The sequence below is a fragment of the Asanoa sp. NPDC050611 genome (assembly GCF_040654855.1).
Lineage (GTDB): Bacteria > Actinomycetota > Actinomycetes > Mycobacteriales > Micromonosporaceae > Asanoa.
Genome location: NZ_JBFAIU010000003.1, coordinates 40550 through 65678 on the forward strand (window position 1 = coordinate 40550; position 25129 = coordinate 65678).

Below are 25129 nucleotides of genomic sequence, written 5' to 3' on the forward strand. Positions count from 1 at the left end.
CCATGAACACCCGAAAAGCCCTGGCCAGCACAGCGAGCATCCTGGTGGCGGCCGGGCTCGCTCTCGTCGCGGGCGGCGGACCGGCACACGCGGCGCCCGGCGACAACCTGGCCTGGACGGCCACGCCCAGCGCGTCCTACACCTCACCCTGGGAGAGCGTCGCCGCCATCCGCGACGGCATCGACCCACCGCGGTCCAACGACACCGCGAACCCCCGCTGGGGCACCTGGCCCAACCAGGGCGCCCAGTGGGCCGAGCTGACCTGGACCAGCGCCCAGACGATCCGCGCGGCCGAGGTCTATTTCTTCGACGACGGTGGCGGCGTCCGGCTCCCCGCCTCCTGGCGGGTGCAGAGCTGGAACGGCAGCGGCTACGTCGACGTGTCCGGCGCGAGCGGCTATCCCGTGGCCGCGGACCGCTACAACCTGGTGACCTTCAGCGCGGTCAGCACCACCCGCCTGCGCATCGCCCTCCAAAGTGGAGCTGGCTCGGTCGGTCTGCTCGAGGTCAAGGCGCACGCGAACCCGCCGACCACGCCGCCGCCGACCAGCGGCTGGAACCCTCCGGCCAACCTGGTGGCCCCGCTCGACCAGGTCTGGCAGCACCAGGAGCAGACCTACAACAACGGCAACCTGTACGCGTTCCGCAACTACGGCTGGGACCAGCTGTTCGCGAACCGCGGATCGATCAACTACTGCGTCCGTTGGGACTCGTCGGCGCCGGTCACCGCCGCACAGCGCGACCAGATGCACGCCGCACTGGCGCGGCAGTATCGCAAGTGGATGGACGTGATGGTGGGCCACAACAACTGGCCCTACACGGACGTCCCGGTGCGGGTGGTCGGCTGGGCCGTGCGTGACCGCGCGCAGCTGCAGTGGAGCGACAACTCCGTCGACATCTACGTCGGCGACATCCGTGAGAACGCGCCGCAGTGCTCCGCGCCGTGCGGCCGCTTCTTCAACCAGAGCGGCCAGTACCCGAACTGCCCGGGTGGTGCCGCGCGGCACTACGACCACTCGCTCTGGTTGACCGACGGCTTCGGCGGCGGCGCCGGCGGTGACTGGGGTCAGCGGATGGGCCGCGAGTACTTCATGAACAACCTCAACACCGAGAACATGACGATCCTCCTCCACGAGATCGGTCATACCTACGGTCTCGACGATTTCTACGACTGGACGCCCAGCGGTGTCGGCGGCTTCATCATGCGCGCCGGCAGCGCTTCGTCGATCACCGAGTTCGACCGGTGGATGCTGCGCGACTGGTGGCGCCATCTCAAGAACCGGTACGGCTACTAACTTCCAGCGAAAGGTGCCGCGCATGCACAGACCCCCGCTGTCGCGCCGGACCGTCCTGAAGGCCGGCGCGGCAACGGCGGTGGCCACCACCGCCGTCAGCGCCCTACCGAAAGCCGCCGCAGCCGCCCGCCCGGACACCGGTGTCTCGGCGTACCCCTTCCCGCTCTCCGCCGTCCGCCTGCTCTCGGGCCCGTTCCAGGCTAATGCCGGCCGGACCATGTCCTACCTGACGTTCCTCGACGGGGACCGGCTCCTGCACATGTTCCGCGTCAACGCCGGCATCGCCTCGTCGGCGACACCGTGCGGCGGCTGGGAGTCGCCGACCACGGAGCTGCGCGGCCACTCGCTCGGCCACGTGCTCAGCGCGCTGGCCCAGGCGTACGCCAGCACCGGTGACACCTCGTACAAGACCAAGGGCGACCTCATCGTCACCCAGCTCGGGCTCTGCCAGGACCGGGCCACCGCCCGCGGCTTCAACACCGGCTACCTGTCGGCGTACCCGGAGAGCTTCATCGACCGGGTGGAGACCGGCCAGTCGGTCTGGGCGCCCTACTACACGCTGCACAAGATCATGGCCGGCCTGCTCGACATGCACCTGCTGGCCGGCAACGCCCAGGCGCTGACGATCCTCAACCGCAAGGCCGCCTGGGTGCAGTTCCGCAACAGCCGGCTGACGCTCAGCCAGCGACAGGCCATGCTGCGCACGGAGTTCGGCGGCGTCGGCGAGACCCTCTACAACCTCTACCAGTACGGCGAGAACGCCGCACACCTCACCACGGCGCAGTATTTCGACCACGCGCAGATCTTCGACCCGCTCGCCAACAACGTCGACCAGCTCAACGGGTTCCACGCCAACACGCAGATCCCGAAGGCGCTCGCGGCGATCCGTGGCTACCACGCGACCGGCACGACGCGTTACCGCGACATCGCGTCGAACTTCTGGAACTTCGTGGTCAACCAGCACTCGTACGCGATCGGCGGCAACTCCAACGGCGAGTACTTCCAGCCGCCCAACGCCATCGCCAGCGAGCTGTCGGACTCGACCTGTGAGTGCTGCAACTCGTACAACATGCTGAAGCTGACCCGGCAGTTGTTCTTCACGTTCCCGAACCGGGCCGCCGAGCTGATGGACTTCTACGAGAAGACGCTCTACAACCACCTGCTCGGCGCGCAGAACCCGAGCTCCTCGCACGGGTTCCACTGCTACTACGTGCCGTTGCGGGCCGGTGGCATCAAGACCTACAGCAACGACTACAACAACTTCACCTGTTGCCACGGCACGGGCATGGAGACCAACACGAAGTACGGCGACAGCATCTACTTCACCAACGGCAACACCCTGTGGGTCAACCTGTTCATCGCGTCGACCCTGACCTGGCCCGGGCGCGGCATCACGATCCGGCAGGACACCACCTACCCGGAGTCGCCGACCAGCCGGCTCACCATCACCGGCTCGGGCACCATCGACCTGCGGGTGCGCATCCCGGCCTGGACCTCGGGCGCGCAGGTGCGGGTCAACGGCGTGCTGACCGGCTCGCCGACGCCCGGCAGCTACCTGGCCATCAACCGCACCTGGGCCAGCGGCGACACCGTCGACATCAGCCTGCCGATGCCGCTTCAGACCGAACCGACGCCCGACAACTCCGCCGTACGCGCGGTCAAGCACGGGCCGATCGTGCTCGCCGGCCAGTACGGCTCGACGAACCTGAGCGGCCTGCCCACGCTCAACGCGAGCTCGCTTGCCGCAACCAGCACGCCGTTGCAGTACACCGCGACCGCTTCGACGGGCACGGTCACGCTGCTGCCGTTCTACAAGACGCATGGCGTCCGCTACACCGTCTACTGGAATGTCACGTCCACACCGCCGCTGCCGGCGTTCGTCGCGCACTACCCGTTCGACGAGTCGTCGGGCACCACCGCCGCCGACGCGACCGGCAACGGCCGCACCGCCACCCTGGCCGGCGGTGCCGGCCGAACCACCGGGCGCACCGGCAACGCGGTCAACCTCAGCGGCTCCAGCCAGTACGTGAGCCTGCCGTCCGGGATCCTCGCCGGCGCGACCTCGTTCACGATCGCGACCTGGGTGCGGGTCACCACGCTGGCCAACTGGGCCCGGCTGTTCGACTTCGGCAGCGGCACGGGCACCAACATGTTCCTCGTCCCGCGCAGTGGCAGCGGCACCGCCCGTTACGCCATCACCGCGGGCGGGGCCGGTGGCGAGCAGCGCATCGACGCCCCCGCCGCGCTGCCGGCCGGCGTGTGGACCCACGTCGCCGTCACGCACACCGGCAACCTCGGCGTCCTCTATGTCAACGGCGCGGAGGTCGCGCGCAACTCCGCGCTGACCACCCGGCCCTCGAACCTCGGCACGACCACGCAGAACTGGATCGGGCGCTCGCAGTACAGCGGCGACCCGTACCTGAACGCCGCCGTGGACGGCTTCCGCGTCTACAGCCGCGCGCTGTCCGCCAGCGAGATCGCTGCCCTTAACTCCTCCGGCCAATGAGGGAGGCCTGCCCGATGAGGAAACGTCTAGCGGTGACCGCCGGGGTGGTGACGCTGGCCGCCGCGACTCTGTTCGGCGCGGCGGCCGCGCAGGCCGCCAACCCCGTCATCACCAACATCTACACCGCCGACCCGGCGCCGCTCGTGGTCGGCAACACCATGTACATCTACACCGGTCGCGACGAGGCCTCGACCAGCCAGCAGAACTTCGTCATGCGGGAGTGGCACGTGCTCTCGTCGACGGACGCGGCCACCTGGACCGACCGCGGCGTGCGCGCCAACATCGCCACGTTCCCGTGGGCGGGGGCCGACGCCTGGGCCAGCGAGGTCGAGCCGCGCAACGGGCGCTACTACTGGTACACGTCGGTCAACGGCAACGGCGCGGGCTGGATGAACATCGGCGTGGCCGTCGGCGACAGCCCGCTCGGCCCGTTCACCGACGCCAAGGGCGGCCCGCTGATCAGCGACAGCACCGCCAACTCGTCAGGCCTCAACATCGACCCGACCGTGTTCGTCGACGACGACGGCCAGGCCTACATGTACTGGGGGGGCTACTGGGCGCCCCGCGCCGTGCGGCTCGCGGCCAACATGATCGACACAGTCGGGTCGGTCGTCACGCCGCAGGGGCTCACGAACTACTGGGAAGCCCCGTTCATGTTCAAGCGCAACGGTCTCTACTACATGATCTACGCGGCCAACGACACCAACGGCTGCGTGACGTCGTCCAGCTACGCCTGCCAGCGCTATGCTACGGCGACCAACCCGATGGGGCCGTGGACCCACCGCGGCATCGTGCTCGGGCAGGTCTCGTCGACCACCAACCACGCCGGCGTCGTCGAGTTCAACGGGCAGTGGTACATGGTCTACCACAACGCGGACGCGCCCGGCGGCGGCAACTTCCGCCGGTCCGTGGCGGTCGACCGGATGTACTTCAACTCCGACGGGACGATCCAGCGGGTGGTGCAGACCACCACGGGTCCGCCGGCGAACCCGGGCGCCGGCGGCTCCGGGACCAACCTCGGGCCGAGCGCCACCGCGTCGACCTCGTACGTCTCCTCCTGGGAGTCGTTGGCCGCCGTCAACAACGGTGGCACGCCCGCCAACTCGCAGGATCGGTCCAACCTCGCGTACGGCAACTGGCCGCAGCAGGGCACCCAGTGGATCGAGTACCAGTGGCCGTCGGCCCGGTCGATCAACCGGGTCGCGACCTACTGGTTCGACGACAACCAGGGCATCGACCTGCCCGCCTCGTGCCAGGTGCAGTACTGGAACGGCAGCGCGTACGTGGCCGTACCCGGTCAGTCGGCCTGCGGGGTGGCCGGCAACACGTTCAACTCGACGACCTTCAACACGGTCAGCACGACCCGGTTGCGGCTGTCGATCACCTCTCGCTCCGGCCTTTCCACCGGCGTCCTCGAATGGCAGGCCTTCCAAGCCTGATCGCGTAACAGGAGGTGAACCCATGTCCCCACTACGCACCAGACGCCCGCGGCTGGCCGCCGGCCTCGTCGCAGTCCTCACCGGCAGCCTGTTGAGCGTCATCGCCGCGAGCCCCGCGGCCGCCGCTCAAACGATCGGTTACCCGTCCTTCGGCAACAGCGGCTCGATACCGCAGCCGCCGGTCGGCTACAACGCCAACAGCACCATGCAGGCCATCTACGACGCGGAAAGCTCCGGCACCGACTTCTGGATGGACCGGCTGCTCGGCCGGTCGGGCAACGACCCGGCCGGGAGTTGGCTGATGACCCGCGGCCGGGGCGCGTACATGTACACCCACACGCCCTCGGTCATCGGGTTCGGCGGCAACGCCGCCTACTGGGACAACATCAGCAGCCAGGGTGCCTACACCGTCACGGCGTCGCCCGGCACGTTCACCGAGCAGCCGGCGCAACGGTTCCAGGCGCCGAGCTACTGGCGCAGCGTGCACACCAGCGGCTCGATCCGGATCACGGTCACGAAGTTCATCACGCACAACAACGTGCTCGTGACCAACATGGACGTCGCCAACACCGGCTCGGCCTCGGCGACGGTCTCGCTGCGGGCGACCTCGTCGTACGCGACGACCGCCAGTGGTTCGGAGCTGACCGGCAGCCGCGCGGTGAAGAACAACCTCACCACGCTGTTCCCGCGGTTCTCGGGTGACAGCTTCACGGTCAGCAGCGGCGGGCTCAACCGCTCGGTGACCGTCGGGGCGGGCCAGACCGTGACCGCGAAGGTGCAGCTCGGCTTCGTGACCAACGAGATACCGGCCTCGCTGACCGAGTACAACAGCTACCGGGGCTTCACGCCGGCGACCGCGTTCGCGACGCACGTGCGGGCGTACAACCTGTGGTGGGCGCAGAACCTGCCGTACATCGACGTGCCGGATGCCGCCATCAAGAAGAACATCTACTACCGCTGGTGGCTGATGCGCTTCAACTACCTCGACGTCGACATCCCGGGCCAGGACTACCAGTTCCCGCAGTCGATCGAGGGCGTCACCGGCTACAACAACGCGATCGTGCTGACCCAGCCGATGCACATCGACGACCTGAAGTATTTACGAAGCCCCGAGTATTCCTATGGCCCCTGGCTGTCGATCGGCCAGTACTCGGCCAACGGGCGGTTCGTCGACAACCCGGGTGACCCGGAGAACTGGTCGAACTCCTACACGCAGTACGTGTCCGAGGCCGCCTGGAAGGCGTACCAGATCCATGGTGGACAGCCGGGGCTGCTGCAGAACTTCGCGCGCTACGCCGAAGGGGACGCCAAGGGCCAGCTCGCCACCTACGACACCAACAACAACGGCGTCATCGAGTACGACTGGGGCGCGATGACCGGCAACGACGCCGACGCGGTGTCCTTCCACTGGCGCTCCGGCAACCTCGACCGGGCGGAGACCGCCTATGTGTGGGCCGGCGCCGTCGCTTCCCAGCAGGCCTATGCGCTGCTCGGCAACACCGCCAAGGCGAACGAGATGCAGACGCTCGCCGACCGGATCCGCAACGGCGTCATCAATACGCTGTGGAACCCGTCGCGGCAGCTGCTGGAGCACAAGCACGTCAGCACGAACGCGTTCGTGCCGTGGAAGGAGATCAACAACTACTACCCGTACTCCGTGGGCCTGATGCCCAACACCGCGCAGTACCGCGAGGCGCTGCGGCTGTTCGCGGACCCGGCCGACTACCCGATCTTCCCGTTCTACACCGCCAACCAGCGTGACAAGGCGGCAGCGGCGGCGGCCGGGCAGCCGGGCAGCAACAACTTCTCCACCATCAACTCGACGGTGCAGTTCCGGCTCTACTCGTCGGCGTTGCGCAACTACCCGAACTCGTGGATGACCACCGAGGACTACAAGAAGCTGCTCTACTGGAACGCTTGGGCGCAGTACGTCAACGGCGACACCCGGTATCCGGACGCCAACGAGTTCTGGGCCGACTGGAACGGCAGCAGCATCACCTACCGGTCCTGGATCCACCACAACATCCTGGGCAGCAGCAACTGGACCGTCATCGAGGACGTCGCCGGGCTGCGGCCGCGGACGGACACCCAGATCGAGCTGTCGCCGATCAACATCGGGTGGACGCACTTCCAGGTCAACAACCTGCGCTACCGCAACGCGAACCTGTCGATCGTCTGGGACGACCCGGCCGACGGCGTGACCCGCTACAGCGGCGTGCCGCAGGGCTACTCCATCTTCCTCAACGGCACGCGGGTGGCCACCGTCGACCGGCTCACCCGGGTGCTCTACAACCCGTCGAACGGATCGGTCACGTTCCCGTCCGGCTCCGGCGTGGTCAACTTCAGCACCTCGTTCTCGGGCCTCCAGGCGCCGCAGAACGTCAACCTGTCCAGCGCCCGGATGGTGGACGTCGCCGCGAAGGCCGGCGTCGACCTGACGTCGACCCTGCCGAACCTGGCGTCCGGGGCCTCGGTGTCGGCGTCCTACACGGCGTCCGGCACGTCGACGGCCGGCGCGGTCGACGGGTTCCCGACCAACGCCCCGATCTGGGGTGCCTACGGGAGCCCGAACAGCAGCGACTGGTACGAGGTGAACTTCGGCACCAGCCGGGCGGTCGACGAGGCGCGGATCTACTTCCGCAACGACCGGGCGACCAACCGCTACCGGCCACCGGCGTCGTACACCGTGCAGTACTGGAACGGCAGCGCGTTCGTGGCGGCGGGCAACCAGGTCAGGACGCCGGGATCGCCGCAGTCCAACTACAACAAGGTGAGCTTCACGCCGGTCTCCACCACCCGGCTGCGGATCTCGTTCACCCACGCGAGTGGGTCGGCGAAGACCGGGTTGACGGAGCTGAAGCTCTACAACCGGGGCGGCACCAACCCCGACCCTGATCCCGATCCGGATCCCGGTGGGAACCTCGCTCTCTCCGCCACACCGTCCGCCTCGTACACGTCGTCGTGGGAAAGCGTCGCCGCTCTCAACGACGGGATCGACCCGCCGTCGTCCAACGACACGGTCAACCCGCGGTGGGGAACCTGGCCCAACACCGGTGCGCAGTGGGCGGAGCTGACCTGGTCGACAGCTGCGACGCTGCGGTCGGCACAGGTCTACTTCTTCGACGACAACGGCGGCGTACGCGTCCCGGCGTCCTGGACCCTGCAGTACTGGAACGGCAGTTCCTACGTGAACGTGCCGTCGCCCAGTGGGTATCCGGTGGCGCTCAACGCGTACAACACGGTGACGTTCGGACAGGTGAGCACGACCCGGCTGCGGGTCGCGCTGCAGAGCGGCGCGGGCTCGGTCGGGTTGCTCGAGGTGAAGGCCTTCTAGCGTCGTTTCATGGCGGGCCCCGTGCCGCGGGGCCCGCCATCTTCAGGTGAGGCGGGTGGCCAGTCCGTCGAGGACGACGCCAAGGCCGTAAGCGAACTTGTCCTCGCGGATCTTGGCGGGGTCGAGGTCGCCGGCCGGCTGACCGCTCAGCCGCTCGACGAGCCCGGCTTCCGTCTCGCCCGAGCGGGCGACCGTGGCCAGCCAGGCCGCCTCGGTCGTGCTCATGCCCATGACGTACGACAGCAGGGTGTCCAGGGCGCCGATCGGCTCGGGATAGCCGGCCGCGGTGAACAGCCCGACCAGGCCGTTGCTGAACGCGCCGAGGTTGGGGCCCAGATGCGCCATGCCCACCTGGCCGAGGACCGAGCCCAACCACGGGTGCCGCAGGGTGGTCGCCCGGTAGGACCAGGCCGCCTCGGTGGCCGCGGCGCGCCAGTCCTTGCCCGCGGGCGGGACCGTGATTTCCCCGTACACCTCGTCGACGGCCAGTTCGATCAGCTCGTCCTTGGTCGCCACGTGCCGGTAGAGCGAGGTGGCGCCGGCGTTGAGCTGCGCACCGAGCTTGCGCATGCTCAGCGCCTCGGCACCGGCGGCGTCGAGCATGACGATCGCCTCGCGGACGATCGCGTCGCGGCTGAGCGCGGGCTGCTCGGGCGCCGCCTGCTGCCGCGCCCAGACGGACGGCGCCTTCTTCGTCGGTGGCATGCGGGCTCCCTCTTGTGCGTACGTCGTTCGCAGTCAGCGTACAGCATTCGCCTCTTGCGCACGCCGTGCGCTCATGCGTACAGTGTTCGCAGCACGGGAACAGCGTGCGCAGCCCCCTTCGAAAGGACGCCCCTGATGGACAGCCGCAACCCGCACCGCTGGTGGATCCTGGTGGTGCTGTGCCTGAGCAGCCTCGTGCTGGTCGTCGACAGCATGGCGCTCACCGTCGCCGTGCCGCACATGACCGCCGACCTCGGCGCCAGCGCCCAGCAGACACAGTGGATCCTCGACTCCTACATCCTGGTTTTCGCCGGGCTCCTGCTGACCTCGGGCAGCCTCGGTGACCGGTTCGGCCGCCGCAAAGTGATGATCATCGGGTTGGTGCTCTTCGGTGCGGCGTCACTGGCGGCGGCCTACGCCAGCAGCCCGGCACAGCTCATCGCGGTGCGGATCGCGATGGGCGTGGGCGGTGCGCTGATCATGCCCTCGACGTTGTCGATCCTGATCACCGTGTTCGACGCGACCGAGCGGCCGAAGGCCATGGCGGCGTGGGGTTCGGTGTCGATGCTCGGCCTGGTCGGCAGCCCGGTGCTCGGCGGCCTGCTGGTCGACCGTTTCTCGTGGCAGTCCATCTTCTGGGTCAACGTGCCGATCGTCGCCCTGGCCATCGCGGCCGGCATGCTGCTCATGCCGGAATCCAAGGCGCCGTGGCAGAAGCCCGACCCGCTGGGCGCCGTGCTCTCGGCGGCCGGGATGACCGCGCTGGTTTGGTGGATCATCGAGCTGCCGCACCACGGCGCGTTCGGCGACGGCTCGGCCGTGGCGCTGGGCGTCGCGGTGTTCGCCCTCGTCGGGTTCGTGGTCTGGGAGACCGTCACCCCGGCCCCGATGGTGCCGCTGGCACTGTTCAAGGCCCGCAAGTTCAGCGGCGGCTCGCTCTCGCTGTCGCTCGTGCAGATCGGCAACGGTGGCCTGCTGCTGGTGCTGACGCAGTACCTGCAGTTCGTCCTGGGCTACTCGCCGCTGAAGGCCGGCCTGGCCTTCGTCCCGCTCGCGGTCGCGGCCCTGGCCGGCAACGGCCTGGGTGTGCAGCTGGTGGCGCGCATCGGTGAGCGCTACGTGATGCTGGTCGGCATGGTGGTGATGGCGGGCTCGTTCGTGCTGCTCACCACGGTCTCGACCACGAGCGGCTTCACCACCCCGGCGGTCGCCCTCGGCCTGCTCGGCCTGGGCGCGGGCCTGGCGATGCCGGCGGCGGTCGGTGCGCTGATGGGCACGATTCCGCCGGAGCAGGCCGGCGTGGGTTCGGCCCTGAACGACACGATCCAGCAGGCCGGCACGGCCCTCGGCATCGCGATCCTGGGCTCGCTGCTGACGAGCGGCTACGCGACCCGCATGCCGGCCGGCGCACCGGCGGAGGCCAGGCACTCGATCGCGGAGGCCCTCATGACCGGCAACGCGGGCGTGGTGTCCGCGGCCCGCGAAGCCTTCGTCGGCGCGATGTCCACGACCCTGACGATCAGCGCCCTCGGCGTCCTCGCCGCCGCGCTGGTGGCCACGCTCATCATGCGCGACCGCAAGCCCACCGCGCCCGCGGTCGAGAAGAAGGAACTGGAACTCGCCGCGTGACGCTCCCGATTGAGAAAGGCCGGCGCCCTACCGGGGCGCCGGCCTTTCGTCGGGGGATCAGCCGGCCTTTCGGCGCCGGCCCAGGCGGATGGCCAGGATGACGAGTGCGATCGTCGCCGCGGCCGCGACGCCGAACATGGTGTAGGCCACCGGGTCGCGGAGGACGTCGTCGTCCGGGTTGTTGGGGTCCGCGGTGAAGACGATCGCTCCGCACAGGCAGGACAGCACGCCCATGATCGAGGCCAGCACGATCAGCGTGATGAAGCCCGCCGTCGCGACCGGGCCGCGTGTCGCCGGGGCGGCGCCCGCCGACGGCGCGGGTTTCGGTTGCGGGATCGCGGACGGCTCGCGCGGCGGCTGCCAGACCAGGCTGGCCGGTGGAACGCCGCGGTCGATGCGGGCGATCACGTCCGGACCGATCGGGTGCAGGGTGGGTTCGATCCGCACCGAGATGCTGTCCAGGCCGATGAGCTGCCGGCCGCCGTCCGGCCAGGCCATCGCGACGGCGCACTCCGCGTAGCGCACGGTCACGGCATGACTGCTGTCGACGAGGCTGACACCGGTGTCGCCGACGACGAGCGTGAGCCCGCCGTCCTGTGTGGACGCATAACGCAGGCCGTCGACCGCCGCGGGCGAGAACGTCGGTGCGGGCACGTAGCCCGCCCACTCGGCGTCCAGGCCGGCCGGCACCAGCAGCAGCGCCGTGCCCGTCGCCTCCGTGGCCACCGCCTGGATGTCGTCGACGGTGACCGCGCGTACCTCGTCGAGGAGCGCTTCCGCGGTCTGGTTCGGATGCCCCGTCAACGCGTTCACCGCCGCACCCGGGAGGCGGGCCGCGTCGCGGTCCTCGTGGCGCAACGCCTCCTCCGCCTGCGTGCGCACGCTGGCGACGTCCGCCTCGTCGACCCGGCCGACGCGGAGCTTCGCCAGCACGTCGACGAAGCCGCCGAGCACCGCGTCCTGCTTGTCGGGCAACGCGTCCGCGAACGCGGTCACCGTCGCGAAGTCGTCGCCGCGCGGGTCGTAGGACGTGCTCGCCTGGTACGAGTAGCCGCCCTCCTGCCGCAGGCTGCGGTACATCTCCCGCTCCAGCACCGCCGAGAACACCGAGGCGGCTGCGCGCCGGCGGACGATCGCGTCGAAGACGACGCCGTTGACCCGGTCGCTGAAGTACGCCGGGGTCGTGGGCAGCGCGGACGAGGGTCGCGGCACCGGCCGGCGGGTCCCTTCGGGCAGGCGCAGGCGCAGCCCCGCGGGCACCCGGTCGGAGGTGATCCACAGGACCGCGTTCTGCCGGGTGAACCAGGTGGCGGCCCAGCGTCGCAGGTCGTCGGGGCTCAGCCGGGGCAGGCCCAGCTCCTCGTAGCTGAGGAGGCCGTAGCTCTGCGCGCCGTAGCGCCACAGCGGCATCGAGTCGCCGACACCCATCTTGCGGCTGGCGGCCTCCGTACGCAGGATGCCCTTCTCGGTCTCGAGCCTGTCCAACGGCAGGTTGGCGAGCGCGTCGCACACCCCGACGAGGTGCTTGACCACGTCGTCCTCGGAGCCCTGCAGATGGAAGTGCGTGACGACCGAGCCCGTGGCGCCGTTGTAGTGGTAGTCGCTCAACCCGCTGTGGTGCAGCGCGAGATGCTCGAGCAGATGCGTGATGCCCGCCGTGGCAAGGGTTTCGTCCGCGCGGCCCACCCGGAAGGTGAGCCCGGCGACGAGCGGGCCGCTCTTCGGCGCCAACAGCGTCTGCACACCGTCGACTTCTGTCTCCCGGATCACCGGCCGAAACCCTTCTGGAACGCGCGGTCGCGATGGGCGACGAACTCCTGCTCGGCGTCGCCGAGGTACTGCCACCACGACTTGCTGGCGAGGTTGCCGCCGGTGAGCAGGGCGTTGAAGTGTGCCGCCGCGGCGGGGTAGTTCTCCGCCAGGCTGAACGCCATGGCGAACGCGCAGTGGGCGGCGACCCAACCGGGTGCCGGCCGGAACGCCGGGTTGAACACCGAGTGCTCGGCCGCCCACCGCAGCTCCTGCTGCACCTCGGGTCGTTTGAGGTAGGCCACCGCGGCGCGCTCGCCCTCGTCGCGGTCGATCAGCAGCCAGTGCTCGATGTGCGCCGCCGGCACCATCCCGCCGTTGACCGAGCCCGGTGGTGACGTCTTCGTGCACTCGACGGCGAAGGAGTGCATCGCGTCGTACGAGCCGCCCCACTTGGGACACAGCTGCTGGATCATCGCGTCCTGCGCGCCGTAGAACTGCGGCGTCGCCCGGCTGAGCCGCTCGTAGCGCCGCCGCGCCTCGGCCTGGCCCAGGCTGAGTCCCCGCGCGGTGTGCAGCCGCTCGGTCCACGCACTGGTGTAGCCCGGTTGGCGTGCGGTCACCTCGATCAGGATCTGCTCGGCCCGGTGCAGGTGCTCGTTGAACGCCTTCCACTGCACCTGGCTGACGTTGCTGCCCCACGCGCCGGTGCGGATGTTCCAGCCGTCGTGGACGAGCCGCCGCGCCAAGAGCGTCTGTGGCAGGGCCGCGGTGGGGCTGGCGGCGGCGACCGACTCCAGGAAGCCCCGCTCCAACGTCTCGCTGACCTCGCTGACGGCGGTGAGGTGCACGCCGGGGTCGGCGATCCGGCCGAACCCGGCCTCGATCGCGGGCCAGTCGCCTGCCTTGGCAGCCTCCCGCAACGCACGAACGTCGGGAAATGCCGCAGCTGGATCCAAATTGGGCGCCGGCAGGGCGCGGGCGGGGGCTGGCACAGCGCGCAGCCTACGGCAGGCCGGACGCCCGCTCTGCTCCTCCGATTGGCCGATCCTGGACGCAGCGGTGGTCAGCGCGTGATGGGGCCGGTGCTGGCTCGGGAGACCAGGGCCGGTGACACCCGGGGAATCGCCTCGCCCGCCAGGTCGGGTGGTGCGTCGAGGAGGTCCAGCAGCATCGCCAGGCAGCGGCGGCCGACCTCGTCGAAGTCCTGCCGGATCGTGGTCAGCGGCGGCGACATGAACTCCGCCTCGGGGATGTCGTCGAAGCCGACCACGCTCACGTCGTCGGGCACGCGGACGCCGCGCTCGTGAAACGCCCGTAGCAGACCCAGCGCCTGCTGGTCGTTGGCGCAGAACACCGCGGTCACGCGCGGGTCGCCGGCCAGCCGGAGGCCGGCCTCGTAGCCCGAGCGCGCGCTCCAGTCGCCGTCGATCACCGGCGGCACGGCGGCGCCGGCCTCCTCCAGGGTCGACCGCCACGCCGACTCGCGGTCGCGCGCCTCGAGCCAGTTCTGCGGGCCGCGGACGTGCCGGACCGTCTCGTGGCCGAGCTCGAGCAGGTGCCGCACGGCCAGGCGGGCGCCGGCGACCTGGTCGACCGAGATGGCCGGCAGCGCGCCGCTGGTGCCGGCCTCCACGACCACGGCGGGGATGCCGGTCGGCAGCGACCGCAGCGCGGCGGCCGCGTTGGTGAACGGCGCGATGATGACGACGCCGGCCACGGACTGCTCGGCCAGCGCGCTCAGCGCGTCGCCGACGCCGTCGTGGTCGAGCTGCTCGAGCGTCACGATGCTGACGCCGTAGCCCGCGGCCCGGGCCGCCCGCTCGACGCCGAGCAGGGTGGCCGCCGGTCCATAGAGGATGGTGTCGAAGCTGACGACGCCCAGCACCCGCGAGCGGCGGCCGGCCAGGCCGCGGGCCAGCGCGTTGGGGCGGTAGTTGAGCTGACGGACCGCGGTCAGCACGCGTTCGCGGGTCTCGGTGCGGACGCTCGGATGTCCATTGAGGACGCGCGAGACGGTCTGGTGCGAGACGCCGGCCAGTCGGGCGACGTCGATCATCACCGCCGGTCGCGGCGGAGACGGCTGATCCATGGCAACTCCTCGGCCGACACTCTACCCGCCTTGTCGATCATAACGTTGCTGTGAACGCTAACAATCGTCCTTTCGGAGCTATTGACGTCGATTATGAGAACGCTAACATTCACGCAACACGCGAGCCATCGACGTACGTGAGGAGGAAAGCCGTGCTCAGAAAGGTGTCCGCGGTAGTGCTCGGTGGCGTGCTCGTCGCAGCCACGCTGGCCGCCTGTGGCGGCCAGGATCGGGATGGCGGCAGCGGTACCGGGTCCGGGGCCGGCAAAGACGACGGCCAGATCGTCATGGGTTTCTCGCAGGTCGGCGCCGAGAGCGGCTGGCGCACGGCCAACACGAAGTCCGTGCAGGAGGCCGCCGAGGCGGCCGGCATCAAACTCCAGTTCTCCGACGCGCAGCAGAAGCAGGAAAACCAGATCAAGGCCATCCGGAGCTTCATCTCGCAGAAGGTGGACGTCATCGCCTTCTCGCCGGTGGTCGAGTCCGGCTGGGACACCGTCCTCAAGGAGGCCAAGGACGCCGGCATCCCGGTGATCCTGACCGACCGGGCGGTTGACTCACCCGATAAGACGCTCTACAAGACGTTTATCGGCTCCGACTTCGTGCTGGAGGGCAAGAAGGCCGGCGAGTGGGTCAAGCAGGAGTTCGGCAGCGCGAGCGGGACCGTCAACATGGTGGAACTGCAGGGCAACACCGGTGCGGCGCCGGCCATCGACCGCAAGGAGGGCTTCGAGTCGGTGATCGGCTCGGACCCGAAGTTCAAGATGCTCGCCTCACAGCCGGGTGACTTCACCCGGGTGAAGGGCAAGGAGGTCATGGAGGCCTTCCTGCGGGCCAACCCCAAGATCGACCTGCTCTACGCGCACAACGACGACATGGGTCTCGGCGCCATCGAGGCGATCGAGGCGGCCGGCAAGAAGCCAGGCACCGACATCAAGATCGTGACTGTCGACGCGGTGAAGGACGGCATGCAGGCCCTCGCCGACGGCAAGATCAACTTTATTGTCGAGTGCAGCCCGCTGCTCGGCCCACAGCTCATGGACCTGGCCAAGAAGGTGGTCGCCGGTGAGACGGTGCCCGAACGGGTGCTGACCGAGGAGACCACGTTCACGCAGGAGCAGGCCAAGACGGAGCTGCCCAACCGCAAGTACTGACAACGGTGTGGCCCCGGTTCCACAGACCGGGGCCACCCCTTCCCGTAACAGCCAGGAGAGGGCCATGTCGGAAAGGGAGCCGGTGCTCGTCATGCGGGGCATCGGCAAGCGGTTCCCGGGCGTCGTCGCGCTCGACGGCGTCGACCTGAGGTTGTTCCCGGGCGAGGTGCACGCCCTGATGGGCGAGAACGGCGCGGGCAAGTCCACCCTGATCAAAGTGCTCACCGGCGCCTACCACCACGACCAGGGCGACATCACGCTCGGCGGCGAGCCGGTCGCGTTCGCCGGGCCGCACCAGGCCCAGCAGGCCGGCATCAGCACCGTCTACCAGGAGATCAACCTCTGCCCCAACCTGTCCGTGGCCGAGAACGTGCTGATCGGGCGCGCGCCGACCCGGTTCGGCCGGATCCGCTGGTCGGCGATGCGGCGCCGGGCCGAGGAGCTGCTCGCCCGGCTCCAGCTCTCCATCGACGTCGGTTCGGACCTGGGTGCCCATTCGATCGCCGTACAACAGATGGTCGCCATCGCCCGTGCCCTTGACGTCGACGCCAAGGTGCTCGTGCTCGACGAGCCCACGTCGAGCCTCGACGCGTCCGAGGTGGACCAGCTCTTCCGGGTCATGCGCGGGCTCAAGGACGACGGCATCGCCATCCTGTTCGTCACCCACTTCCTCGACCAGGTGTACGAGATCGCGGACCGGATGACGGTGTTGCGCAACGGCCGGCGGGTCGGCGAGTACCGCACCGCCGAGCTGAGCCAGCTCGACCTGGTCGCCGCGATGATCGGCAAGGAGCTGGCCGCGCTCGAGGACATCGAGGAGGCGCCGCGCCGCGAGGTCGCCGCGCTGGAGCGGGGCACGCCGGTGGTCGGCGCCGACGGGCTCGGCCGCACCGGCGCGATCGCGCCGTTCTCGCTCGGCATACACAAGGGCGAGGTGGTCGGCCTCGCCGGCCTGCTCGGCTCGGGCCGCACCGAGATCGCCCGGCTGCTGTTCGGCGCGGACAAGGCCGACGCGGGCCAGATCACGGTGGACGGCAAGCCCGTCACGTTCCGCGGCCCGCAGACGGCGATGCGGCACGGGATCGCGTACTGCCCGGAGAACCGGCGCACCGACGGCCTGGTCGAGGAGCTGACCGTACGCGAGAACATCGTGCTCGCCCTGCAGGCCGCCCGCGGCTGGGCCCGTCCGGTGCCCCGCGGCCGCCAGGACGAGCTGGTCGCGCGCTACGTCAAGGCGCTCGACATCCGGCCGGCGGATCCGGAGATGCCGGTCCGCAACCTCAGCGGCGGCAACCAGCAGAAGGTGCTGCTGGCCCGCTGGCTGATCACGGAGCCCCGCGTGATGATCCTCGACGAGCCGACCCGCGGCATCGACGTCGGCGCCAAGGCCGAGATCCAGCGGCTCGTGGTCGAGCTGTCCGACGGCGGCATGGCGGTGCTGTTCATCTCCGCCGAGCTGGAAGAGGTGCTGCGGCTCAGCCACAAGGTCGCCGTGCTGCGCGACCGCCGGCTGGTCACCGAGCTCGAGAACACCGACGGCCTGGATATCGACCGGGTGATGGCCGCGATCGCGAGTGGAGGCGCGGCATGACGACGACCGTTCTCCGACACCGGCTGTTCTGGCCCGTCGCGATGCTGGTCGCGCTGCTGGTCAGCAACCTGTTCTTCACGCCCGACTTCTTCGCCGTCGAGCTCCGCGACGGGCACTTCTACGGCAGCCTCTTCGACATCCTCCGGCAGGGCGCGCCGCTGCTCCTCGTCGCGCTCGGCATGACGCTGGTCATCGCGACCGGCGGCATCGACCTGTCGGTGGGCGCCGTGGTGGCCATCTCGGGAGCGCTGGCCTGTCAGCAGATCAGCGGCCTCGCCGACCAGGGTGCGGTCGGCGGTGTCCTGTTCGCGGTGGCACTGGCCCTGCTGCTCTGCGCGGGGCTGGGACTGTGGAACGGCTTCCTGGTGGGCGTCGTCGGCATCCAACCGATCATCGCGACGCTGATCCTGATGATCGCCGGCCGTGGCGTCGCGCAGCTGATCACCGACGGCCAGATCATCAACGTCAACTCGCCGCCGTACAAGGCGATCGCCACGGGCTTCCTCGTGGCCATCCCGGTGCCGATCATCATCGCCGCCGCGCTGGTGGCGGCCGTCGCACTGGTCACCCGGCGCAGTGCGTTCGGCATGTTGCTCGAGTCGGTGGGCGGCAACGCCGGTGCGAGCCGGTTGGCCGGCATCCGGTCCCGACGGTTGATCATCATCGCGTACGTGGCCTGCGCGCTCTGTGCCGGCGTGGCCGGGCTGATGGTCAGCTCGACCGTCTCCAGCGCGGACGGCAACAACGCCGGCTCGCTGATCGAGCTCGACGCGATCCTCGCGGTCGTGATCGGCGGCACCTCGCTGCTCGGCGGGCGCTTCTCGATCGCCGGCACGGTCATCGGCGCGGTGCTGATCAAGACGCTGGACACGACGGTCTACACGATCGGCATCCCGCCCGAGGTCACCCTCCTGTTCAAGGCGGTGGTCGTGGTGATCCTCTGCCTCGTGCAGGCGCCCGCCTTCCGCGCCCGGTTCACCCGTCGCCAGCCAGCGGAGGTGTCGGCATGATGGATCTCGATACCCGGTTGCCGACCGAGCAGCCACCCGTCGCGGCCCGGGTGCGCCGGTTCGCGCTGCGCCACAAGTACCTGCCGGTCACCGCGACGGCCGTGCTCATCTCGCTGATGTACGGCCTCGGCGTCATCAACTACAGCGGCTTCAGCGACACCCAGATCGTGCTCAACATCTTCATCGACAACGCGTTCCTGCTCGTGGTCGCGGTCGGCATGACTTTCGTGATCCTGACCGGTGGCATCGACCTGTCCGTCGGGGCGGTGGTCGCGCTGACCACGATGGTGGTCGCGCTGCTGCTCGAAAACGGCTGGCCGGCGGCCGTCGTGCTGCCGGTCGCGCTGCTGATGGGCGCGACGATCGGGCTCGGGATGGGCCTGATGATCCACTACTTCGAGGTGCAGCCGTTCATCGCGACGCTGGCGGGCATGTTCCTCGCCCGCGGGCTCTGCTACGTGATCAGCACCGAGTCGATCGGCATCGACGACCCGTTCTGGGAGCGGGTCGCCAACGCCCAGATCTGGTTCGGCGGCTGGTTCATCACGATCAGCGTGCTGGTCGCGCTCGTCGTCGTGCTGATCGCGGCGTACGTGCTGGCGTACACGAAGTTCGGTCGTGACGTCTACGCGGTCGGCGGCAACCCGCAGTCGGCGATGCTGATGGGTCTGCGGGTGGGCCGCACCCGGATCGCCGTCTACACGATCAGCGGGCTCTGCTCGGGCCTGGGCGGGGTGCTGCTCAGCTTCTACATGCTGTCCGGCTACGGGCTGCACGCCTCCGGCATGGAGCTGGACGCGATCGCCGCGGTGGTCATCGGCGGCACGCTGCTCACCGGCGGCTCCGGCTATCTGCTCGGCACCGTCCTGGGCGTGCTGGTGCTCGGCCTGATCCAGACGATCATCACGTTCCAGGGTGATCTGAGCTCCTGGTGGACGAAGATCTTTATCGGACTGTTCCTGTTCGTCTTCATCGTCCTGCAGCGCGCCGTAACCCGGCGTCGCCGCTGAGGGGTGGGCCCATGGCCGCGCATGTGATCGGGATCGACTTCGGCACGCTCTCGGGTCGGGCCGTCGTGGTCCGGGTGTCCGACGGCGCCGAGGTCGGTTCCGCGGTGCACGAGTACGCGCACGGCGCCGTCGAGCGCGCCCTGCCTGGCACCGGGCGGCCGCTTCCGCCGAGCTGGGCCCTGCAGGTGCCGCAGGACTGGCGCGACGTGGTGCGTGAGGCGGTGCCCAAGGCGCTCGCGGCCGCCGACGTCCCCGCCTCGGACGTCGTCGGCATCGGCACCGACTTCACCGCCTGCACGGTGCTGCCGACGCTGGCCGACGGCACCCCGCTCTGCGAGCTCGACGGCCTGGCGGACCGGCCGCACGCGTACCCGAAACTCTGGAAGCACCACGCCGCACAGGGCCAGGCCGACCGGATCAACGCGGTGGCCGAGGCGCGCGGCGAGCCGTGGCTGCGCCGCTACGGCGGCCGGATCTCGTCAGAGTGGCAGTTCGCCAAGGGCCTGCAGGTGCTCGACGAGGACCCGGAGCTCTACGACCGCGCCGAGCGCTGGATCGAGGCGGCCGACTGGATCGTCTGGGAGCTGTGCGGTGCGGAGACGCGCAACGTGTGCACCGCGGGCTACAAGGGGATCCACCAGGACGACTCCTATCCTTCGCGCGACTACCTCGCCGCGCTCGACCCGCGGTTCGCCGACTTCGTCGACAAGCTGCGGCATCCACTGTCCCCATTGGGTGGTCGGGCCGGCTCGCTGACCGCGCGCGCGGCCGCGCTCACCGGCCTGCCCGAGGGCATCGCGGTCGCCGTCGGCAACGTCGACGCGCACGTCACCGCGCCGGCCGCCCGGGCCGTCGAGCCCGGCCAGCTCGTCGCCATCATGGGCACCTCCACCTGCCACGTGCTCTCCAGCGACCAGCTCGCCGAGGTGCCCGGGATGTGCGGGGTGGTGGCCGACGGGATCGTCTCCGGGCTGTGGGGCTACGAGGCCGGCCAGAGCGGCGTCGGCGACATCTTCGCGTGGTTCGCGTCGACCTCGGTGCCACCGTCCTATCTGGACGACGCCGCGGCCGCGGGGCGGGACATCCACGAGCACCTGAGCGCGCTGGCGGCCGCGCAGCCGGTGGGCGCACACGGCCTGGTCGCGCTCGACTGGCACAGCGGCAACCGGTCGGTGCTGGTCGACCACGCGCTCTCCGGCGTGATCCTCGGCCAGACGCTGGCCACCCGGCCGGAGGAGCAGTACCGCGCGCTCGTCGAGGCGACCGCGTACGGCACCCGGATGATCATCGAGACGTTCGAGGCGGCCGGCGTGCCGGTCACCGAGGTGGTCGCGGCGGGCGGGCTGCTCAAGAACGCGTTCCTCATGCAGGTGTACGCCGACGTGCTGCGCCGCCCGATCGCGGTGATCGGCTCGGCGCAGGGCCCCGCGCTGGGCTCGGCGATCCACGCCGCGGTCGCCGCCGGGCACTACACCGACGTCCGCACCGCGGCGGCCGTGATGGGCAGCCGGGGTCCGGCGGTCTACCGGCCCGATGCCGAGCGCGCCGACGCGTACGACCCGATCTATGCCGACTACCGCGAGTTGCACGACCACTTCGGGCGCGGGGCCTCGAACGTGTTGCACCGTCTGCACGCCCGCCGCGCGGGCGCTTGACCGCAGGGAGGACGGACATGAGCCGTTTGTGGTTCCTCACAGGTAGCCAGGAGCTCTACGGCGCGGACACGCTGCGCCAGGTCGCCGCGCAGTCGCAGGAGATCGCGGCCGTCCTCGACGCCTCGGCCGACGTGCCGGCCGCCGTCGAATGGCAGCCCGTGCTCACCTCGTCGGACGCCATCCTGCGCTGCTGCCGGGCCGCGGCCAGCACGGAGGGCGTGATCGGGGTGATCGCCTGGATGCACACGTTCTCGCCGGCCAAGATGTGGATCGCCGGGCTGGACGCGCTCGACGTGCCGCTGCTGCACCTGCACACGCAGTCCAATGTGGCCTTGCCGTGGGCCGACATCGACATGGACTTCATGAACCTCAACCAGGCGGCGCACGGCGACCGCGAGTTCGGCTACGTGCAGACCCGCCTCGGCGTGCCGCGCAAGACGGTGGCCGGGCACGTCAGCGACCCGCGGGTGACCGCCCGGATCGGCGGATGGACGCGGGCCGCGCTGGGCCGGGCGGAGATGCGGTCGCTGCGGCTGGCCCGGTTCGGCGACAACATGCGCGACGTGGCCGTCACCGAAGGCGACAAGGTCGAGGCCCAGCTGCACTTCGGGGTGTCGGTCAACACGTACGGCGTGACGGAGCTGGCCGCCGCCGTCGACGACGCGACGGACTCTGATGTGGACAAGCTCGTCACGGAGTACGACCAGGTCTACGCGCTGTCCCCGGAGCTGCGGCCCGGCGGTGAACGACACGAGTCGCTCCGCTACGCCGGCCGGATCGAGCTGGGCCTGCGTTCCTTCCTCACCGACGGCGGCTTTCGGGCGTTCACCACGAACTTCGAGGACCTGGGCGGGTTGCGGCAGCTGCCCGGGCTCGCGGTGCAGCGCCTGATGGCCGACGGCTACGGCTTCGGCGGCGAGGGCGACTGGAAGACCGCGGTGCTGGTCCGCACGCTGAAGGCGATGTCGGCCGGGCTGCCCGGCGGCACCTCGTTCATGGAGGATTACACCTACGACCTGACCCCCGGCCACGAGCGCACGCTGGGCGCGCACATGCTGGAGATCTGCCCGTCGATCGCCGGCGGCACACCGCGCGCCGAGATCCATCCGCTGTCGATCGGTGGCCGGGAGGACCCGGTCCGTCTGGTCTTCGACGCCGCACCCGGCCCGGCCGTGGTGATCGGCCTGGCGGACCTGGGCGATCGCTTCCGCCTCGTGGCCAACGAGGTCGACGTCGTGCCGGCGGACCACCCGTTGCCGAAACTGCCCGTGGCCCGGGCGATCTGGACGCCGCGACCGGACCTGCTCACCGCGGCCGAGGCCTGGCTGACCGCGGGTGGTCCACACCACACGGCCCTGACCCAGGCCCTCGGCGCCGCGGAACTCCACGACCTGGCCGAGCTGACGGGGACCGAACTCGCCCTTGTGGACGGCCAGACGACCGTCCGGCGCTTCGTCCAGGAACTGCGCTGGACGGCCGCGTACCACCGGCTGGCCCGGGGTCTCTGACGCGGTTGGAGGTGGTCACGGCGATCGTGACCGCCAACGAGTCGATGTCGCAGTCGGCGCAGCAGCTCAGCCGGACAGTGGTGGAGCTGGTCGCGCGCGCCAAGGAACCGGTGGCGCTCCCGGCCGGCCCCGAACTGCCGGCTGCGCTGCTGCAACAGGCGCCGGCCGTCAGGGCTTGACGGGCATCAGCAGGGAGTACGCGCGGTCGTCGGCGCTGCGGCGGATGGCCAGCGGGCGGATCGGGCCGTCGAGCTCGAGCACCAGCTGGCCGTCGCCGCCCGCTTCGAGGGCCTGGAGGAGGAACTCGCGGTTGACCGCGACGTGGTCGTCGTGCCGGTCGGCGTCGCTGACCACGTCGATTCGTGCGCCCTCGCCGATGGCCAGCACGACCAGCTCGTGGTCCCTGCCTTTCGTGATGGCCGCGCGGAGCACCGCCGGGTCGACCGCCGCCGTGCGCGGGTCGCCGCCCGTGGTGCGCGCCTCGATCGCCCGGCGCCAGTCGGTGTAGTCGTACTGGCGCGGTGTGTCCTTGATCGTCCAACCGTCGCCGGTGGCCTCGATGCTGGAGCCGTCGAGGCGGAGGGTGACCGGCTCGCTCGTGCGTTTGCCGCGCAGTTCGTCGACCCAGGGGAGCGGGGCGATCACCCTGACCGGCTCGCCGGTGACGGTGACGGGTTCGCGGTGGATCGCCATCCGGTAGCGGTCGGTGGCCACGAAGGTCACCGCGTCCGGTTCGACGTCGACCAGGACGCCGGTGAGCATCGGCAGCTCGGGGTCGTTGCCGGCCGCGAAGCGCACCGAGTCGAACGCGGCGGCGAGGACGGTGCTGGTCAGGGTGATGGTGGTCATCGGGATCTCCTGCGTGTCGAGAAGGGCGTGTACGCGGGAGAGCTCACGGCGGGCATCGACGAGGCCCGTCTCGAGGCGATGCAGGTGCTGGTCCAGCAGCCGGTGCGCGGCGTCGTTGCGTGCACCGAGCACGGCGGCGATCTCGGCGACCGGCATGCCGACCCGCCGCAGCCCGGCGACCAGCCGGGCCTGCCGGATCTGCTCGTCGGTGTACCAGCGGTAGCCGTTCTCCGGATCGACCAGGGCCGGCACGAGGACGCCCTCGCGGTCGTAGAACCGCAGGGCGCTCACGGACAGCCCGCTGGCGCGGGCGGTGTCGCCTATGGTCCGCATGTCGCTCTCCACATCCCGGAACCCTGATGCCTCGACCTGGTCGAGGGTCAAGTCTTGCTTGCTTGCTTGCTTGCTTGCTTGCTTGCTTGGTTGCCTGCCTGCCGACGATTCTTGTCGGTGGTGGCTGGTACTCATGTCCGTATGGAACACGGGGTGATTCTGGCGGGGTTCATGGGTGCGGGAGACGGGCCTCGCGCGGTCGGCGGTCTGGGCGCAGGCCGCGCCAGGCCGGGTGGCGGAGTCTTCCCTCCGGGGTCACTGACCGGAAGACCACTTCGCCGACCACCCTAGGGCGCACCCAGCGCACCCCGCGCCGGTCCGCCGTGGGGATCTCATATGCCAGCGGTGAGCGGTCGGTTTCCAGCGGGCCCAGCAGGGCGAGCAGCTCGTCGAGCATGTCGTCCGTGAAGCCGGTGCCGACCCCGCCGCAGTAGGCGAGCTTGTCCTGCTCGTCGTAGGCGCCCAGGACCAGCGAGCCGATCGTCCCCGCGCGCCGGCCGGCGCCGGGTTTCCAGCCGACCACGACCACCTCGGTGGTCTGGATGAAGGGGGTCTTGAGCCAGACGGGGGAGCGCCGTCCGGGGTGATAGGTGCCGTCGACGCGCTTGGAGACCACGCCCTCCAGGCCGCGCTCGCGGGCGGTCGCCATGACCGCGTCCGGGTCGGTCTCGAAGTAGGGCGCGACCAGGATCGGCTGCTCGTCGATGCCCAGGTCCTCGAGCACGGCGCGGCGCTCGTGCCACGGGCGCGAGGTCAGCGGCTCGTCGAGGAAGAGCACGTCGAAGACGCCGTAGACGACCGGCGTGCCGGAGATCAGCGCCGGGCTGGGGCTGACGACGTGCATCCGGCGCTGGAGCGCGGAAAACGAGGAGACGCCGCGCTTGTCGAAGGTGACGATCTCGCCGTCGAGCACGACCCGCCGGCGCCCGACAAGGTCGGCGACGACGCCGAGCTCGGGATAGCTGGCGGTGACGTCGAGATCGTTGCGGGAGCGCAGCCTGATGCCACCGCGCGCGTCGGTGTAGGCGACCGTGCGGACTCCGTCCCACTTGAACTCGTACGCCCAGCCGGGCGCGGTCGGAATCTCACCCGGCACGGCCAGCATGGGCTCGATCACGGGCGGCCACCCGAGGCCAGGCGGCTTCCTCCGCGCCGCGGGGCTCACGGCTGGGCCCGCTCGGCTTCGGCGACCGGCGGCCGGCCAGTCCTTGGCGGGTTGCGCCGCGCGGCCGCGGTCGTGGCTGTGCCACCTCGCACTCGGCGGCCGGCA

The 25129-nt window shown here is 70.1% G+C and carries 18 protein-coding genes; 12 read left to right on the forward strand and 6 right to left on the reverse strand.

The window, feature by feature from the left end:
* Nucleotides 1-2: 2 nt before the first annotated feature.
* Genes AB0H87_RS01030 through AB0H87_RS01045 form a run of 4 tightly spaced genes read left to right on the forward strand, consistent with a single transcriptional unit; the run spans nucleotide 3 to nucleotide 8574 of the window.
* Nucleotides 3-1295, forward strand: a complete 1293-nt coding sequence (locus AB0H87_RS01030; protein ID WP_360137496.1) for a cellulose-binding protein — start codon at nucleotides 3-5, stop codon at nucleotides 1293-1295.
* A 22-nt stretch (nucleotides 1296-1317) separates the two neighbouring features.
* Nucleotides 1318-3801: a beta-L-arabinofuranosidase domain-containing protein gene (locus AB0H87_RS01035; RefSeq protein WP_360137499.1), complete on the forward strand. Its 2484-nt coding sequence runs from the start codon at nucleotides 1318-1320 to the stop codon at nucleotides 3799-3801.
* A gap of 14 nt (nucleotides 3802-3815) precedes the next feature.
* The gene (locus AB0H87_RS01040; RefSeq protein ID WP_360137502.1) at nucleotides 3816-5240 is read left to right on the forward strand and encodes a glycoside hydrolase family 43 protein; all 1425 of its coding nucleotides are present in this window, start codon (nucleotides 3816-3818) and stop codon (nucleotides 5238-5240) included.
* A gap of 22 nt (nucleotides 5241-5262) precedes the next feature.
* Nucleotides 5263-8574 (forward strand): discoidin domain-containing protein, encoded by a 3312-nt coding sequence (locus tag AB0H87_RS01045; protein ID WP_360137505.1) that lies wholly within the window; start codon nucleotides 5263-5265, stop codon nucleotides 8572-8574.
* Nucleotides 8575-8616: 42 nt separating this feature from the next.
* On the opposite strand, the gene AB0H87_RS01050 is transcribed toward AB0H87_RS01045, so the two are convergent.
* Nucleotides 8617-9279, reverse strand: a complete 663-nt coding sequence (locus AB0H87_RS01050; RefSeq protein WP_360137508.1) for a TetR/AcrR family transcriptional regulator — start codon at nucleotides 9277-9279, stop codon at nucleotides 8617-8619.
* A 135-nt stretch (nucleotides 9280-9414) separates the two neighbouring features.
* On the opposite strand from AB0H87_RS01050, the gene AB0H87_RS01055 reads away from it, so the two are divergent.
* Nucleotides 9415-10908, forward strand: a complete 1494-nt coding sequence (locus AB0H87_RS01055) for an MFS transporter (RefSeq protein WP_360137511.1) — start codon at nucleotides 9415-9417, stop codon at nucleotides 10906-10908.
* A gap of 57 nt (nucleotides 10909-10965) precedes the next feature.
* On the opposite strand, the gene AB0H87_RS01060 is transcribed toward AB0H87_RS01055, so the two are convergent.
* From AB0H87_RS01060 to AB0H87_RS01070, 3 genes are all read right to left on the reverse strand, one after another.
* Entirely contained in the window at nucleotides 10966-12678 is a 1713-nt protein-coding gene (locus AB0H87_RS01060; protein WP_360137514.1) for an insulinase family protein, read from the reverse strand.
* On the reverse strand, nucleotides 12675-13580 hold the full coding sequence (locus AB0H87_RS01065) for a hypothetical protein (RefSeq protein WP_360137517.1): 906 nt from the start codon (nucleotides 13578-13580) through the stop codon (nucleotides 12675-12677). Before AB0H87_RS01065 ends, AB0H87_RS01060 begins: the two co-directional genes overlap by 4 nt.
* A gap of 143 nt (nucleotides 13581-13723) precedes the next feature.
* Entirely contained in the window at nucleotides 13724-14749 is a 1026-nt protein-coding gene (locus AB0H87_RS01070) for a LacI family DNA-binding transcriptional regulator (protein WP_360137520.1), read from the reverse strand.
* A 152-nt stretch (nucleotides 14750-14901) separates the two neighbouring features.
* Between AB0H87_RS01070 and AB0H87_RS01075 the strand changes: the two genes are divergently transcribed.
* From AB0H87_RS01075 to AB0H87_RS01105, 7 genes are all read left to right on the forward strand, one after another.
* Entirely contained in the window at nucleotides 14902-15903 is a 1002-nt protein-coding gene (locus tag AB0H87_RS01075) for an ABC transporter substrate-binding protein (RefSeq protein ID WP_360137523.1), read from the forward strand.
* A 64-nt stretch (nucleotides 15904-15967) separates the two neighbouring features.
* Nucleotides 15968-17494 carry a sugar ABC transporter ATP-binding protein gene (locus tag AB0H87_RS01080; RefSeq protein ID WP_360137526.1) on the forward strand — a complete coding sequence of 509 codons (1527 nt, stop codon included), beginning with the start codon at nucleotides 15968-15970 and terminating at the stop codon, nucleotides 17492-17494.
* Nucleotides 17491-18504: an ABC transporter permease gene (locus AB0H87_RS01085; protein WP_360137529.1), complete on the forward strand. Its 1014-nt coding sequence runs from the start codon at nucleotides 17491-17493 to the stop codon at nucleotides 18502-18504. Before AB0H87_RS01080 ends, AB0H87_RS01085 begins: the two co-directional genes overlap by 4 nt.
* Nucleotides 18501-19514: a galactofuranose ABC transporter, permease protein YjfF gene (gene yjfF, locus AB0H87_RS01090; protein WP_360137532.1), complete on the forward strand. Its 1014-nt coding sequence runs from the start codon at nucleotides 18501-18503 to the stop codon at nucleotides 19512-19514. Before AB0H87_RS01085 ends, yjfF begins: the two co-directional genes overlap by 4 nt.
* A gap of 11 nt (nucleotides 19515-19525) precedes the next feature.
* The gene (gene araB, locus AB0H87_RS01095) at nucleotides 19526-21169 is read left to right on the forward strand and encodes a ribulokinase (protein ID WP_360137535.1); all 1644 of its coding nucleotides are present in this window, start codon (nucleotides 19526-19528) and stop codon (nucleotides 21167-21169) included.
* A gap of 17 nt (nucleotides 21170-21186) precedes the next feature.
* Nucleotides 21187-22677, forward strand: a complete 1491-nt coding sequence (gene araA / locus AB0H87_RS01100; RefSeq protein WP_360137538.1) for an L-arabinose isomerase — start codon at nucleotides 21187-21189, stop codon at nucleotides 22675-22677.
* A gap of 26 nt (nucleotides 22678-22703) precedes the next feature.
* Nucleotides 22704-22856, forward strand: coding sequence for a hypothetical protein (locus AB0H87_RS01105; RefSeq protein WP_360137542.1), 153 nt, complete (start codon nucleotides 22704-22706; stop codon nucleotides 22854-22856).
* On the opposite strand, the gene AB0H87_RS01110 is transcribed toward AB0H87_RS01105, so the two are convergent.
* Entirely contained in the window at nucleotides 22846-23859 is a 1014-nt protein-coding gene (locus AB0H87_RS01110) for a MerR family transcriptional regulator (protein WP_360137545.1), read from the reverse strand. The genes AB0H87_RS01105 and AB0H87_RS01110 overlap by 11 nt on opposite strands.
* A gap of 169 nt (nucleotides 23860-24028) precedes the next feature.
* Entirely contained in the window at nucleotides 24029-24976 is a 948-nt protein-coding gene (ligD, locus tag AB0H87_RS01115) for a non-homologous end-joining DNA ligase (RefSeq protein WP_360137548.1), read from the reverse strand.
* Nucleotides 24977-25129: the final 153 nt, after the last annotated feature.